This is a genomic window from Burkholderia sp. AcTa6-5, assembly GCF_017815075.1.
Classification (GTDB): domain Bacteria; phylum Pseudomonadota; class Gammaproteobacteria; order Burkholderiales; family Burkholderiaceae; genus Burkholderia; species Burkholderia sola.
In genome coordinates this window covers 70517-83768 of sequence record NZ_JAGIQE010000007.1, presented here as the reverse complement: position 1 = coordinate 83768, position 13252 = coordinate 70517, and the positions used below count along the sequence as shown (strand labels likewise).

General features: G+C 67.2%; 13 protein-coding genes. 9 read left to right on the top strand and 4 right to left on the bottom strand.

Going from position 1 to position 13252, the window contains the following annotated elements:
• Positions 1–9 precede the first annotated feature (9 nt).
• The 4 genes from J8I33_RS11815 to J8I33_RS11800 all read left to right on the top strand — a co-directional run bounded on the left by J8I33_RS11815 (position 10) and on the right by J8I33_RS11800 (position 2856).
• Positions 10–1053: a glycosyltransferase family 2 protein gene (locus J8I33_RS11815; RefSeq protein WP_124555462.1), complete on the top strand. Its 1044-nt coding sequence runs from the start codon at positions 10–12 to the stop codon at positions 1051–1053.
• Between the two features lie 12 nt (positions 1054–1065).
• Positions 1066–1449, top strand: coding sequence for a GtrA family protein (locus J8I33_RS11810; protein ID WP_209935741.1), 384 nt, complete (start codon positions 1066–1068; stop codon positions 1447–1449).
• A gap of 294 nt (positions 1450–1743) precedes the next feature.
• Positions 1744–2247 (top strand): inclusion body family protein, encoded by a 504-nt coding sequence (locus tag J8I33_RS11805; RefSeq protein ID WP_023475068.1) that lies wholly within the window; start codon positions 1744–1746, stop codon positions 2245–2247.
• Positions 2248–2316: 69 nt separating this feature from the next.
• On the top strand, positions 2317–2856 hold the full coding sequence (locus J8I33_RS11800) for an AidA/PixA family protein (RefSeq protein ID WP_209924271.1): 540 nt from the start codon (positions 2317–2319) through the stop codon (positions 2854–2856).
• A gap of 107 nt (positions 2857–2963) precedes the next feature.
• Here the strand turns inward: J8I33_RS11800 and J8I33_RS11795 are convergent, their stop codons facing one another.
• Together J8I33_RS11795 and J8I33_RS11790 are read right to left on the bottom strand one after the other, a co-directional pair.
• Complete coding sequence (locus J8I33_RS11795) at positions 2964–3914, bottom strand: ABC transporter substrate-binding protein (RefSeq protein ID WP_050015356.1); 951 nt, start codon at positions 3912–3914, stop codon at positions 2964–2966.
• A 96-nt stretch (positions 3915–4010) separates the two neighbouring features.
• Positions 4011–5132 (bottom strand): TauD/TfdA family dioxygenase, encoded by a 1122-nt coding sequence (locus J8I33_RS11790; RefSeq protein WP_124637519.1) that lies wholly within the window; start codon positions 5130–5132, stop codon positions 4011–4013.
• 404 nt (positions 5133–5536) lie between these two features.
• On the opposite strand from J8I33_RS11790, the gene J8I33_RS11785 reads away from it, so the two are divergent.
• Both J8I33_RS11785 and J8I33_RS11780 read left to right on the top strand, forming a co-directional pair.
• Positions 5537–6979 (top strand): MFS transporter, encoded by a 1443-nt coding sequence (locus J8I33_RS11785; protein ID WP_209924270.1) that lies wholly within the window; start codon positions 5537–5539, stop codon positions 6977–6979.
• A 53-nt stretch (positions 6980–7032) separates the two neighbouring features.
• Positions 7033–8301, top strand: a complete 1269-nt coding sequence (locus J8I33_RS11780; protein WP_050015362.1) for an ATP-grasp domain-containing protein — start codon at positions 7033–7035, stop codon at positions 8299–8301.
• An 18-nt stretch (positions 8302–8319) separates the two neighbouring features.
• Here the strand turns inward: J8I33_RS11780 and J8I33_RS11775 are convergent, their stop codons facing one another.
• A complete protein-coding gene (locus J8I33_RS11775) occupies positions 8320–9195 on the bottom strand; it encodes a LysR substrate-binding domain-containing protein (RefSeq protein ID WP_050015364.1) in 876 nt (291 codons plus the stop codon).
• A 164-nt stretch (positions 9196–9359) separates the two neighbouring features.
• On the opposite strand from J8I33_RS11775, the gene J8I33_RS11770 reads away from it, so the two are divergent.
• On the top strand, positions 9360–10304 hold the full coding sequence (locus J8I33_RS11770; RefSeq protein ID WP_209935734.1) for a hypothetical protein: 945 nt from the start codon (positions 9360–9362) through the stop codon (positions 10302–10304).
• 37 nt (positions 10305–10341) lie between these two features.
• The gene (locus J8I33_RS11765; protein ID WP_209935727.1) at positions 10342–11550 is read left to right on the top strand and encodes an ATP-grasp domain-containing protein; all 1209 of its coding nucleotides are present in this window, start codon (positions 10342–10344) and stop codon (positions 11548–11550) included.
• A 38-nt stretch (positions 11551–11588) separates the two neighbouring features.
• Here J8I33_RS11765 and J8I33_RS11760 read toward each other — a convergent pair whose 3' ends face one another.
• A complete protein-coding gene (locus J8I33_RS11760; RefSeq protein WP_209924268.1) occupies positions 11589–12203 on the bottom strand; it encodes an NIPSNAP family protein in 615 nt (204 codons plus the stop codon).
• A gap of 112 nt (positions 12204–12315) precedes the next feature.
• On the opposite strand from J8I33_RS11760, the gene J8I33_RS11755 reads away from it, so the two are divergent.
• Positions 12316–13236 (top strand): LysR family transcriptional regulator, encoded by a 921-nt coding sequence (locus J8I33_RS11755; RefSeq protein WP_124630113.1) that lies wholly within the window; start codon positions 12316–12318, stop codon positions 13234–13236.
• Positions 13237–13252 lie beyond the last annotated feature (16 nt).

The following is a 13252-nucleotide window of genomic DNA, read 5'->3' as shown; positions in this document are numbered from 1 at the left end:
GGAATCATCATGCGGGAATCCATCTACACGCCGCTCGTCTCGCTGGTCGTGCCGTTCTACAACGAAGGCGAAGCCGTCGAGCGCTTCTTCGACGTCGTGATTCCGCTGATGAGCGCGATCGATGCGATCCGCTTCGAGATCGTCTGCGTGAACGACGGCAGCCGCGACGACACGCTGGAACGTCTGGTCCGGATCGGCGCCGCCGAGCGGCGCGTGCGCGTCATCGATCTCACCCGCAATTTCGGCAAGGAGGCCGCTCTGACGGCCGGCCTCGACGAAGCCGCCGGCGATGCGGTGATCCCGCTCGACGCCGACCTGCAGGACCCGCCGAGCCTGATTCCGGTGCTGATCGAGCACTGGCGCGACGGCGCGGAGGTCGTCGCGGCCAAGCGCAGCAACCGCGCATGCGATTCGTTCGCCAAGCGCACCGCCGCCGCGATCTACTATCGCGTGCACAACCTGCTGTCGGACGTGAAGCTGCCGGAGAACGTCGGCGATTTCCGGTTGATGGATCGCAAGGTCGTGAACGCGCTGCGCAACCTGCCCGAGCGGCACCGCTTCATGAAGGGCCTGTTCGCGTGGGTCGGCTACAAGACCGTGATCGTCGAATACCAGCGCGATCCGCGCAGCGCCGGGCACTCGAAATTCTCCGGGTGGAAGCTGTGGAATTTCGCACTGGAAGGCATCACCAGCTTCAGCACCGTGCCGCTGCGCAGCTGGACCTACATCGGCATCGGCATCGCGGCGCTCGCATTCGTGTACGGCACGTTCATCATCCTGCGCACGCTGCTGTTCGGCAATCCGGTGCTCGGCTACGCGTCGCTGATCTCGGTCACGCTGTTCATCGGCGGCATCGAGCTGATCGGGATCGGCGTCGTCGGCGAATACGTCGGGCGGATCTACGACGAATCGAAGCAACGGCCCGTGTACCTGATCCGCCGCCGCTACCAGACGCACGGCAAGGTGATCGAACTGCCGGTCGCGCGCGACGCACGCCGCCAGCCCGCACGCCGGCGCGCGCAGCCGGTCCGCGCGCGCATCGGCGCGCGCTGACGCGCAGGCGCCATGATCGCGCTGCTGCAGGCCGAGCGCACGCGGCTCGTGCGCTTCGGCGTGTCCGGGCTCGGCTCGACCGCGATCCATTCGCTGGTCGCGGCCGCCCTGTTCGCGCTGTTCGATGCGACGCCGGTGACCGCGAATGCGGTCGCGTTCCTCTGCGCGACCGCGTTCTCGTATCTGGCGAATACGCTGTGGAGCTTCTCGTCGACGGTGCGCACCCGCAACGCGACGCGCTTTCTCGCGGTCACGCTCGTCGGGTTCGCCGAAACGATGCTGCTCGCGCGCGCCGCCGAGGCGTTGGGTGCATCGCGCGCGATGGGCGTCGTCGCGATCGCGCTGCTGATCCCGCCGACGACGTTCGTGCTGCACCGGCTCTGGACGTACCGGTAAGCGGCCCGCTTCCCGCTCCCGCCAATAATCGGTCAATCAATTAACAGATTCAATGTCGTGATATTTATGTCACGCATCGATTCGATTGATTCCGATTTCAAAATTAACCCGATAAATCATTTTCGGACCTGTTTACTTTTACAGCTACCACGATTAACCAAACGGGATAATCTGCATTCGCCGTCGCTTCTGCATGCGTCGAACCCGGCGAAAACCCTTGCAGCACAACGCGATGGCGGCCGCACGAAGCAATTCGCGCAACGATAAGTTCCATTACTTGAAACGGGAGCTTCTATGTCACGCGTTACCGATGTGCTCGTCTCGTTCGATACCGAAACCATTCTCAAAAAATATCCGAATCCCAGCAAGAATCCGGCTGCGCCGACGCTGATCGACTGGCATTACGTGTATATGGTGACGAATCAGGACAACGTCATCTCCGGGCAGGCGGGCGGCGAGCTCGACCTGAAGGCGCAGGTCGGCGACCTGATCCGCTGGCGCGAAACGAGCCTGTCGCTCGGCTTCGAAAACCAGGTGGTGTTCTACAAGTTCATCGGCAACGTCGGCAACGACCTGATCTCGACGCCGACGCCGCGCGTCGCGGAAGCATCGATCCCGGTGCCGAACACGAGCAAACCGGAAGTGCCGACGTGCCAGAAGGTCGCGAACTACTACTGGTCTTCCGAATGCCTGAAGGTCGGCCGCGTGACCTACCACTTCCAGTTCCAGATCATCGATCGCAATTGCCAGAGCCAGGGCTGCTTCTCGTGGGATCCGTTCATCTCGATCCATAACTGATCTGATCGCGGCACGCGGGCGGCGCACGACGGCCGTCCGTGCCGCTCACATGTTGCGGAGGGCGTGCTCATGTCTGGTGTTCGTTGCGATGTGCTGGCGATCGTCGACGCCGTCACGCTGCTGTCGGCCTATCCCGATGCGAGCCGGGACGCCGACGCGCCGACCGCGATCGACGGCCGGCACATCTACGTGTTGAGCCCCGGCGACGCCGGGCAGGTCGGCCGCAACGACAACCGGCTCTTCGCCGGCCTGTTGCCGGGCGACCAGCTTCATCTGCGCGAAACCGCGCTCGCGCTGCGTGCGGAGGCGACCGTGCTGTTCGTCCGGTTCGCGTTGAAGGACGCCGGCATCGTCGCGCCGATCGAAGCGGAAATCCGCGACGCCGCCGTGCCGGTGCCGGACGGCGACGATCTGCTGCATCCGTCGTGCCGGCCGATGAAAGACCATTTCTGGCGCAGCGAGGTGCTGGCCGCGGGCGCCACCTCGTGCACGGCCGATTTCGCGGTGCTCGATCGCGACGGCGCCGTGTCGGGCTATTTCCGCTGGGAAACGACGATCGAGATCGCCGCCAGCCAGCCGGACGCGAAACCGCCCGGCGCCAAGCCGTAACCGGATCGCGACGGCTATTTCAAGCAGCCGCCGACTGGCGGTTTCAACGCGGCCGGGGCGGAGGACGACTACGACGACGCTCACGTGCGCCCCGCCGCGTGCGGTACTCAGGTGCGCGGCAGCCCCGGCGGATTGGTCTGCGACCGGTCGATCGCTTCGGCGTCCAGCCGCCAGTGATCGAGCGCCTTCCGGTAGCTGCCGTTCGCGATCAGCGCATTGATCGCGAGCGTCAGCGGATCGGCGAGGCCGCTGCCCTTGCGGGTCGTGATCGCGATATCGGCGGTGCGCGGCCAGCCGCCGCTGACGGTGCCGATCAGTTTCGCATCGCCGCGCAGCGACGCCTGGTACGCGAGCATCGAATTCACGCTGAAGATCGTGTCGACGCGGCCCGACTGCAGCGCGACCCAACGCTCGGCCGCATCCGCGTAATACTGGATCTCGATCGGCGCGAGGCCGCGCGCGACGTTCTGCCGGTTCCATTCGAGCAGGATCTTTTCCTGGTTCGTGCCCGAATCGGTCACGACGCGCAGCCCGGCGACGTCCTTCGGCTCGCGGATCGCGGCAAGCTTGCTGTTGGTCTTCACGTAGAAGCCGAGCTGGTCCTTCCGGTAGGTCGAGAAGTCGAACTTCTCCTTGCGCTGCTCGGTCACCGTCACGTTCGAGATCACCGCGTCGACCTTGCCGGACTGCAGCGCGAGCGGCCAGTCGGCCCATGCGAGCGGCACGATTTTCAGCTTGCGGCCGACGCTGTCCGCGATCAGCTGCGCGAGATCGGGATCGAAGCCGACCACCGTGCGCGCGTCGGTCGCATAGGTGCTGAGCGGCGGCAGGTTCGGCGCGATGCCGATCGTCAGCGTGTTCGCTTCGGCAAACCGGAAGCCGGCCGGCAGCGCCTGCTCGACCGCCGGGTTCACGGCGCCGCGCTGCCGGGCCGGCTGCTCGGGGCTCAGGTCGAACGATGCAGCGCGCGCGGTGACGGCGCTTCCGGCGCTCGCGGCGATCAGCGCGACGGCCAGCACGCGGGCGATGCGCCCAACGGGAAAGGCGGTTCTTCTCATTTCTTGTGGATTCCTGTTTTTATTCGAGGATGCTGGGAGCGAGCGCGGGCAGCGGGCTGGCAACGTTCGGCGCCAGTCGCTGCCCCGCCGGGTCGATCACGCAGGCGTCGCTTCGAGTTCGACCGAGGCCGCACGCTGCGTCGCCGGTTGCACGACGGGCGACGGACGCCTCGCGTGCGCCGACTCGCCCGCATACACCGCCTTCGGATCGAACACACGCGCTTGCAGCGACGTGAACGCGCGGAAGTTCCACAGGCTGCGCGCGACGAACACGCGCTGCACCCAGCGGAACGCGCGGTCGTTCTCGTCGTACTGCGGATCGAAGCGGTCGCGCGAATGCAGCGTGAAGTGGTTGTTGATCAGCACCAGCTTGCCCGGCGACACCTGCACGCCGAACGACACCTCGCGCACCGCGCGATACAGGTTGGCGAGCGCTTCCTGCGCGCGCGCGTTGACCGCCAGCACCATGTCCGGATAGAACGCGACCGTCACGCGCGGCGCCTCGAGCGGCCCCGACAGCACGGCGCTCAGGTCGGTGTTGTCGCGCGGCGTAGGCGCGGCGCCGCGCCACCGGTACGGCACGCGAATGATGTAGTGCTCGCCGTAGAGTTGCGCGATATCGTCCGGCGACAGCAGTTGCAGCGCGCGGCGCGCATCGGCGAGCCGCGTGTACGGGCCGCCGCCGGCCTCGCTGCGCACGCCGAGCAGCAGCAGCGCGAACGGCGACGTGTCGCCTTCCGGCATGTGCGCCTGCGCGGCGTTCTCGATATGGAAGTCCAGCTCGACCTCCGAGCCGAGGCCCGTGTAGTCGCGCGCGGTCGCCTTGTGCGGCGTCAGGTTGTTCACCAGCTCGCGGCCTTCGTGCGCGATCGAGTACGGCTCGCCGGCCAGCGTGCTCAACGCGACCAGCACGTTCTCGCTCAGCACGCCGGCCTTGAACGAGCGGCCGGTTTCCTCGAACCGCGGGCTGCCCGTCACCCCGTCGTCGATCGGCAGGTTGTCGATCTCGATCGAGCCGTGCGCGTCCGCGGTCGGCGCCTTCGCCCGATCGAATGCGTCGACGATCCGGTCGGGAAACGCGTTGTAGGCCAGCTTGCGGACTGCGCTGATATAGCCCGCGCCGCCGGCCGGGTCGTAATCCAGCGCGCCGAGCGTCTTGCGGATGTGAGCGGATTCCGCTGCGGTCAAAGCAATACGTTCATCTGCGAGATAGGTCATAAGTCTCTCGTATAAAGATCTGGTTCGAAGAGCGGCGTGGCATCGCCGCCGCGCCCCGCCGTCCTCGGTGCGAAGCGCTCGACAAGACTAGGAGACCGTCATTGCATTGCGAAATGATATTAATGCGATTGCAAACAAAAATTATCGATATAAGTTCAGCAATGCGGACGGAACCGGTTCACGTCGTATGCGCCGTCCTTTAACAGGAATACTTGTTAAAAAATCGTTGCTTATTATTTGTATTCGCTAACGGGTTGATGCTAGTTTTCTGTCGGATTCGACGATGCGGCCGGCTCCCGACGAGAAGCCGGCTCCGTTCATCTCCCTACGGGAACCCGCCAGATGACTCGATACCGCCTGTTGTGCCCTATGTCCCGCACGCCCCATCTGCCGTGGGAGCCGCGATGAGCGACCGTGCCCCGGCACTCGAGCACGTCGAGCGCGCGCCGACCGCCGCCGCGACTCCGCCCCGCACGTCGCTACGCGCGATCTTCCCGACCGTCGCGGCCGCGAGCCTCGGCTTCGCGATCGTCCAGCTCGACGTGACCGTCGTCAACGTCGCGATTCCGAGCCTCGGCCACGCATTCGGATCGAGCGTCCACGGGCTGCAGTGGATCGTCGATGCGTACACGCTGTCGTTCGCCGCGCTGCTGCTGACGTCCGGCACGCTGGCCGACCGCTTCGGCAGCCGCCGGCTGTTCGCACACGGTCTCGCGCTGTTCCTGCTCGCGTCGCTCGGCTGCGCGCTCGCGCCGTCGCTGGCCGCGCTGGTCGCCGCACGCGTCGCGCAAGGCGTCGGCGCCGCGATGATCCTGCCCACGTCGCTCGCGCTGATCACGCATGCGTGCGCCGACGATGCCGCCGCGCGCGTCAAAGCCGTCGCGTGGTGGAGCGCGACGGGCGGCGCGATCAGCGCGGCCGGGCCGACACTCGGCGGCCTGCTGATCGATTCGCTCGGCTGGCGCGCGATCTTCTTCATCAACCTGCCGATCTGCGCGCTCGGGCTATGGCTCACGCTGCGTCACGTGCAGGATTCGGCCGCCGCGCGCACGCGGCTGTTCGATCCGGCCGGCCAGATCGTCGCGGTGCTCGTGCTCGGGCTGCTGACCGGCGGGATCATCCGGGCCGGTGCGCACGGCATCGGCGATCCGTATGCGGCCGCCGCGCTGATCGCGTCGGCCGTGCTCGGCGCATGGTTCGTCGCGATCGAGCGACGCGTGGCCGCGCCGATGCTGCAGCTCGCGTTCTTCCGGATCGCCCGCGTGCCGGGCGTGCTCGCGATCGGCGCGGTCACGAATGCGGCGTTCTACGGGCTGATCTTCTCGCTGAGCCTCTATTTCCAGAACGCGCGCGGCTTCACGGCGACCGAATCGGGGCTCGCGCTCGCGCCGCTCACGATCATCATGCTCGCCAACATCACGAGCGCACGGCTCGCGGTCCGCTACGGGTTTCGCGCGACCGTCATCGTCGGCCTCGCCGTATCGCTCGCCGGCTACGTGTGGCTGTGGCAAACGCTCGCCGCGCACACGCCGTACGCGCTGCTGGCGCCGGGGCTCGCGGCGATGGCGATCGGCGGCGGCATCGCGATTCCCGCGCTGACGTCGACGATGCTCGGCAGCGTCGAGGCCGGCCGCTCGGCCACCGCGTCCGCGATTCTCAATACCGCGCGCCAGGTCGGCGCCGCGATCGGCGTCGCCGCGCTCGGCGCGCTGGTTGCCGGCCAGGGCGCGGCAATCGTCGCCGGCGCGGCGCGCGCGTTCGCCATCGCGGCCGCGCTCGTCGCGGTCTGTGTCGTGCTCGCCGTGCGCTGGCCCGGCGACGCCCGCGACGCCGGCACGCGGGCCTGAGCACCTTGCCGCACGACATCCTTCAACCGATCCCCCATCCGAGCGAGGAATCCATGCAGCATCGCTTCATCGATACCGTCCTGATCGTCGACGGCGCGTCGACCGCCGCGTACCTGGCCCCCGCGTTTCGCGCCTACGGCATCCGTTGCGTGCACGTGATCAGCGACCCCGATCTGCCGGCAATCTATCGAAACCAGTTCGTGCCGTCCGACTACATCAGGCAGGTTCAGCATCGCGGCGACATCGACGCGACGCTCGCGCAACTGGGCGACCTGCGGATCGGCGCGGTGCTGCACGGTCTCGACGCGGCGCTCGAGCTGGCCGACACGCTGGCCGAGCGGCTCGACGTGCCGTCACGCAACCCGCTCGCGACCTCCGCCGCGCGACGCGACAAGTTCGCGATGAACGAGCGCATTCGCCAGGCCGGGCTGCGCGCGCCCGCGCATTTCCACAGCACGTCGGTCGACGAAGCGCTCGATTGGGCGCGCGCGCACGGTACCTTGCCGCTCGTCGTGAAGCCGGCGCGCAGCGCGGGCGTGGCCGGCGTGAAGATCTGCCGGACGCTCGCGCAGGTCGAGGCCGCCGCGCGCGACGTGCTCGCCACCCGTTCGCTGTACAACCAGCCGAACGACGACATCGTGATCCAGAGCTATTCGGAGGGGCAGGAATACATCGTCGATTCGGTGTCGTTCGAGGGCCGCCATCGCGTGGTCAGCCTGTGGGAAGTGCATCGCGACCGCACGCACGCGCCGCGGCTCGACAAGATGCTGGTGCTGAACCACGCCGACCCGCGCTACGCGCCGCTGCTCGACTACGCGGCCGACGTGCTCGACGCGCTCGACGTGCGCTTCGGGCCGACTCATCTGGAGCTGTTCGATACGGCCGACGGCCCGACGATCGTCGAGCTGAACGCACGGCTGCACGGCAGCCTCGACCCGCGGCTGACGAGCGCGGTCAGCGGCGAGAATCACGTGTCGGCCACCGTCGAAGCCGTGCTGCATCCGGAGCGGCTGTTCGGCGACGTCGCCACGCCGACGGATTTTCACGGGTACTGCGGGCACGTGCTGCTGCTTTCGTCGCGCAACGGCGTGCTGCGGCAGGATTTCACGTGGCAGGCGATCCAGGCGCTACCGTCGTTCGTCGGGCTCAAGCAGTGGATCAAGGTCGGCGACACGCTGCGCGTGACCACCGACCTGCAGACGGCGCTCGGCACGGTCGGCCTCTACAGCCCGACGTTCGAGCGACTGCTCGAGGACTGCGCGCGCATTCGCGAAATCGAGGCCGATTTCTTCGCGGATGAGTGCGCGGTCGTGCCGGCCTAGGGCTGCGGCGTGCGTGTGTCAGCGCGCGAGCAGCGCACCCGCCCGGCGGCCGAGCACCGCGCGCAACGCGTCGAGTTCGGGCAACGCAGGCGCTTCGTCGGGCGTGACGAGGTAGGTCGTCACGCTGTCGAGATCGTCGAATGCGTGCGTGCGCAGCTCCTTGCGCGCCACGTGTTCGGTCGTGATCCGTTTCGGCAGGATCGCGACGCCCATCCCGGCCGCGACGCAGCCGAGGATCGCGCCGAACGTGCCGAACGACGACACCGATTCGATCGCGACGCCGCGCGCCTTCAACCAGTGCTCCGCGACCGCGCGATACGGACAGCCGTCGTGAAACGCGAGCAAGCGCACCGTGTTGTCGGCCAGCAGCTGCCGGCGCGTGACGGTCGCCGCGCTCACCAGCACCATGTCTTCCGCGAACGCGGGCTCGTAATGCAGCCCGGGCCGGACCACCGCGCGTGCGGTCAGCGCCGCGTCGAGCCGGCCGCGCAGCAGCGCGTCGGCCAGATCCGGCTCGCTGCCGATCTGCACCGCGAGGCCGAGCGCCGGATCGCGCTCCTTCAGCGCGGCGGCCAGCGCCGGCAGCCGCGTGGCGGCCGTGCTTTCCATCGAGCCGAGCCGGAAACTGCGGGCAACCGGCGTTTCGCGCACCACCTGCGTCGCTTCGTCGACGAGGCGCAGGATGCGGTCGCAATACGGCATCAGCCGGCGTCCGGCATCGTTCAGTACCAGCCGCTTGCCGTGCCGGTCGAACAGCAGCGCGTCGAGCGACTCTTCGAGCTGGCGCAGCCGCGCGGTGACGTTCGACTGCGTACAGCCGAGCCGTTCGGCCGCACGCAACGCGCTGCCTTCCTGCACGACGGCCCGGAAAGTTTCGAGCAGAGGGATGTTCATATCAGTTTCTCTTGTTACTGATTAATCTTATATCATTTTACTTCGCTCATCATCGGGATTAGCCTAGCGGGTATTCCCTGCCGGCCGCCTCTCCAAGGAATCCGCATGCCATCCGCTGCCTGCTTCGGCTTCACTCCCGTCCGCCGCCGGCCCGAGGTTCGTCCGTGCGCGCAGTGATCGCCGCGCTGGTGCGGCGCGGCCCGACCGTGCTCGCGTGCGGCGTCGGCCTCGGGTTGCTGGCGCCGCCGCTCGCGGATCTCGCACGGCCGCTGATGCCCGTTACCGTGTTCCTGTTCGTGCTCGGCACGTTGCTGCGCGTCGAGCCGAGCGCCGTGCGCGCGGTCGCATGGCGGCCCGCCGTGTCGCTGCTGCTGCCCGCCGTGACGATGATCGCGTGCCCGGTCGCGCTCGGCATCGCCGCGCGGCTCGCGGGTTTGCCGTACGACTGGGTCGTCGCGCTGGTGATCGCATACTGCGCGCCGCCGTCGAGCGGCACGTCGACGATCGCGCGAATGCTGTCGCTCGACGCCAGTGTCGCGCTCGTCGCGACCCTCGCGTCGATGGTGTTCGTGCCGCTGACCGCGCCGCTGCTGACCGCGTGGTTCAGCCACGACGCGGTGGTGTCGATTTCGCCGTCGAGCCTCGCGCTGCGGCTCGCGCTGCTGATCGGCAGCGCCGAGGGCGTCGCGCTGCTCGTGCGGCGCTTTGCCGGCGCGCGACTCGCGCGCCATGCGACGCCGATCGATGCAACCGTCGTCGTCGCGCTGCTGATATTCGCACTCGGCACGATGGCCGGCATGCAGCAGTCGATCATCGACGCACCGCACCGCGCGTTGACGGCGATCGCACTCGCATTCGCCGTCAACGCGGGCTTCCAGATCGTCGCGTACGGGCTCACGCCCGGCGACGTCCGCACGCGCCTGAACGTCGCGCTGATCGTCGCGAATCGCAACGTCGGGCTGATGTGGGCCGCGCTCGGGCTCGCCGCGACGCCGACCATGGCGCTCGTGTTCGCGTGCGCGCAGCTGCCGATCTATACGCTGCCGCGCGTCGTTCAGCATCTGCTGCCGCGCCTCGAAGCGCAGCGACTGCGCCGGCGCGCACGCTAGCCGGCATCCCTCTTCCGCCCTCGATCCAGGATTCATCATGAAGCGACTCATCTTGATCGGCGCACGCGCCACCGGCAGCAGCGTCGCACTGGTGCGCGCCGCCATCGCACGCCAGGTGGCCGTGACCGTCATCACCGCACCCGGCCATCGTCTCGATGGCGTGTTTCCCGACGGCGTCGAGACGGTCAACCTCGCGCCCGACGCCGGCCAGCTCGTCGACTGGCTGCGCGCCCGCTTTCCGGACGAACTCGACACGCTGCGCGTGACGACCGCGCACGACAGCTATGCGCGCACCGCCGCGTGGGTCGCCGATGCGCTCGGCCTGCCCGGCCCCGATGCGCGGCACGTCGCGCATGCGGTGTCGAAGTCGAACCAGAAGGCGCTGCTCGCCGCGCACGGAATCCCGGCCGCCCAGTTCGTCGCGGGCACGCTCGCCGCGCCGGCGGCGCTCGCGGCCGCCGCGGCGCCGTTGCGCTTTCCGGTCGTCGTCAAGCCGTCGGAAGGCTCCGCGAGCGACGGCGTGCGCCGCTGCGAGGACATCGCGGCCGTGCGCACGCAGCTCGACGCGCTCGCTGCCGCACAGGCCGATGCACCATCGCTTGCGACCGAACGCATCGTCATCGAGGAATTCCTGGACGGCAGCGAATACTGCGTCGAGTATTTCGACGGCCGCTACGTCGGCGCGCTGCGCAAGCTGAAGCGGCATGGCGCGGGTTTTCTCGAACGCGGGTATACGTCCGAGCTCGATCTCGACGCCGACACGCTGCGTGCGCTGATCGACGTCGGCACGCGCGCGACGGCCGCCGCCGGGCTCACGTGGGGGCCCGTGCATCTCGACTGCATCGTGCACGACCGCGTGCCGCACGTGATCGAGCTGAATCCGCGCATCGCGGGCAGCTTCATCTGCGACATCGTGCGCGACGGCTACGGCTTCAACGTGGTCGACGCGTTGCTCGACAAGCTCGATGGGCGCGCGGTAACGATCCCCGAGCTGTTCGAGCCGCACGCGTATGCGCGCGCCGAATTCCTGCTCGACAGCGATCCCCGTGCGTGGCGTTTCGCGCAAGGCGGCGAGATCGACGATGGCGCGGTCAGGATCAGCTATGGACCGCAGGTGCTGCCCGATCGTGAACGGCGTGCGTTTCTTTATGTGCGGGTAGCGTTGCCGGCGATGCACGGTTCAGCGCACGACGTGGGTTTGGCGGCTGAGTGCGGTGAATTGAAATCAACTACCGAGTCAGCCTGACTTCGGGGGAGCGCGGTTTGCCTGCGCCGGCCGCGCATTCAATGCAACGGCGACCACGCCTCCGGCAGGCCGATCGTCGACGTCGCCCGTTCGATCTGTTCCGGCCCGCCTGCCGGCGGCCACAGGCCCTCCGCGTAGTGCCGCTTTCTCAACGCCATGCGTTCTTCCAGACTCGAGAACCCCCAAATGTGCGTGATGCGCGGCGGTCCGTCGAGCGCGTACATGTTGCAGACGAGATGCGACGTATAGGCTTGGGCCGGGCCCACCGCACGTTCCCACGCGGAAATGGTCGGCGCCACACCGCCGGCCTTCAGCCAGTAGCAACGAATCTCATAGAATTCGCCCAATACCGCCGGTTCGATATCGGGTAGAAAAGGAAAAAGTGCGTAACTTTCCATGCTCACTCGAACGGACGCGCTTTCGATCCCGAAAGGTTGCTCGGCGCTCAATGCCCGATTGCGTTCATGCTGCAATTCGTCCGTCGTCTCGAAGCCACGCAGCACGACGACCCGCGATAGCTCGCCAATTTCCGTGCGCCATGCGCCAAGCAGCCGCCCTTGCGCGTCGGCATCCGATACCCAGCGATGTGCACGGCCGGACACGATATTTTGGTCCAGAAGCGGACACGACAACGTCGTGAGTTCATACAGCATGTCTGCTCTCCTTTCGCTCGCCTGTCGCAATGTATTTCCATTGCACTGTATTTCCAAACCGGCGGCTGATAAACGCGCCGCACCTTGAAACAGAATCCAGTAGCATTGCGCAATGGATCTCTTCAAGGCGATGGCCGTATTCGTCCGCATCGTGGAAACGGGCAGCCTGACGGCCGCCGCGCAAGCGTCCGATCTGTCGCCGACCATGGTCGGCAACTACCTTCAGGCGCTGGAAAGTCGGCTGGGCGCGGTCCTCGTTCACCGCACGACGCGTAAGCAGAAAGTCAGCGCGTTCGGCCAGGCTTACTACGAGCGCTGCGTCGAAGTCCTCGGTCTGGTCGACGACACGGAACAGCTTGCGCTCGATCACCTCGAGCATCCACGCGGGCGTCTGCGCGTGACGGCGCCTGTCGTGTTCACGAACGAGTGCCTGATTCCCGCGCTCGCGGACTATTACCGGCGCTACCCCGAGATCAGGCTCGATATCGTCGCAACCGACTCGCTCGCCGATCTGTTCGACGAGGGTTTCGAGGCCGCCATTCGCATCGGCGCGCTCGCCAATCCGGATGTGGTGGCGCGTCCGCTAGCGCCCTATCGGCTGGTGATGTGTGCGTCGCCCGCTTACGTTCACGAACATGGCGCGCCGACTACGCCGCATGCGCTGCGCGAGCATCACTGCCTGACGTATGCGTATCCGCCCCGATCGGAATGGCACGCGGCACAATCCCGCTGGATGCTGGAAGGCCCGGACGGGCCGATGAGCATCTGCGTGGACGGCCGACTGAAAATCGACAGCGCGGAAGCGTTGCGCCGCGCGACGTTGAGCGGGCTGGGTATCGCGATGCTGCCTTCGATGCTGATCCACGAGGACATTCGCAAGGCGCGCCTCGTCGAGATCATGCCGGACTTCGCCGCCCCCGAGCGGTCGATGAATCTGCTTTATCCGCAACAGAAGCAGAAATCATCGAAGCTTCGCAGCTTTACGGAATTCGTGGTCGACCGGTTCGGCGCCGAAACGGCCTCCCGGACCTGATGCGGCTACCGCCGCC

Excerpts from the sequence above, each read along its gene's own strand:
- J8I33_RS11805 (WP_023475068.1), top strand. The coding sequence starts at position 1,744 with ATGTCACGCGTTACCGATGTGCTCGTCTCGTTCGATACCGAAACCATT.
- J8I33_RS11755 (WP_124630113.1), top strand. The coding sequence starts at position 12,316 with ATGGATCTCTTCAAGGCGATGGCCGTATTCGTCCGCATCGTGGAAACG.
- J8I33_RS11760 (WP_209924268.1), bottom strand. The coding sequence starts at position 12,203 with ATGCTGTATGAACTCACGACGTTGTCGTGTCCGCTTCTGGACCAAAAT.
- J8I33_RS11780 (WP_050015362.1), top strand. The coding sequence starts at position 7,033 with ATGCAGCATCGCTTCATCGATACCGTCCTGATCGTCGACGGCGCGTCG.
- J8I33_RS11785 (WP_209924270.1), top strand. The coding sequence starts at position 5,537 with ATGAGCGACCGTGCCCCGGCACTCGAGCACGTCGAGCGCGCGCCGACC.
- J8I33_RS11810 (WP_209935741.1), top strand. The coding sequence starts at position 1,066 with ATGATCGCGCTGCTGCAGGCCGAGCGCACGCGGCTCGTGCGCTTCGGC.
- J8I33_RS11815 (WP_124555462.1), top strand. The coding sequence starts at position 10 with ATGCGGGAATCCATCTACACGCCGCTCGTCTCGCTGGTCGTGCCGTTC.
- J8I33_RS11790 (WP_124637519.1), bottom strand. The coding sequence starts at position 5,132 with ATGACCTATCTCGCAGATGAACGTATTGCTTTGACCGCAGCGGAATCC.
- J8I33_RS11765 (WP_209935727.1), top strand. The coding sequence starts at position 10,342 with ATGAAGCGACTCATCTTGATCGGCGCACGCGCCACCGGCAGCAGCGTC.
- J8I33_RS11775 (WP_050015364.1), bottom strand. The coding sequence starts at position 9,195 with ATGAACATCCCTCTGCTCGAAACTTTCCGGGCCGTCGTGCAGGAAGGC.
- J8I33_RS11800 (WP_209924271.1), top strand. The coding sequence starts at position 2,317 with ATGTCTGGTGTTCGTTGCGATGTGCTGGCGATCGTCGACGCCGTCACG.
- J8I33_RS11795 (WP_050015356.1), bottom strand. The coding sequence starts at position 3,914 with ATGAGAAGAACCGCCTTTCCCGTTGGGCGCATCGCCCGCGTGCTGGCC.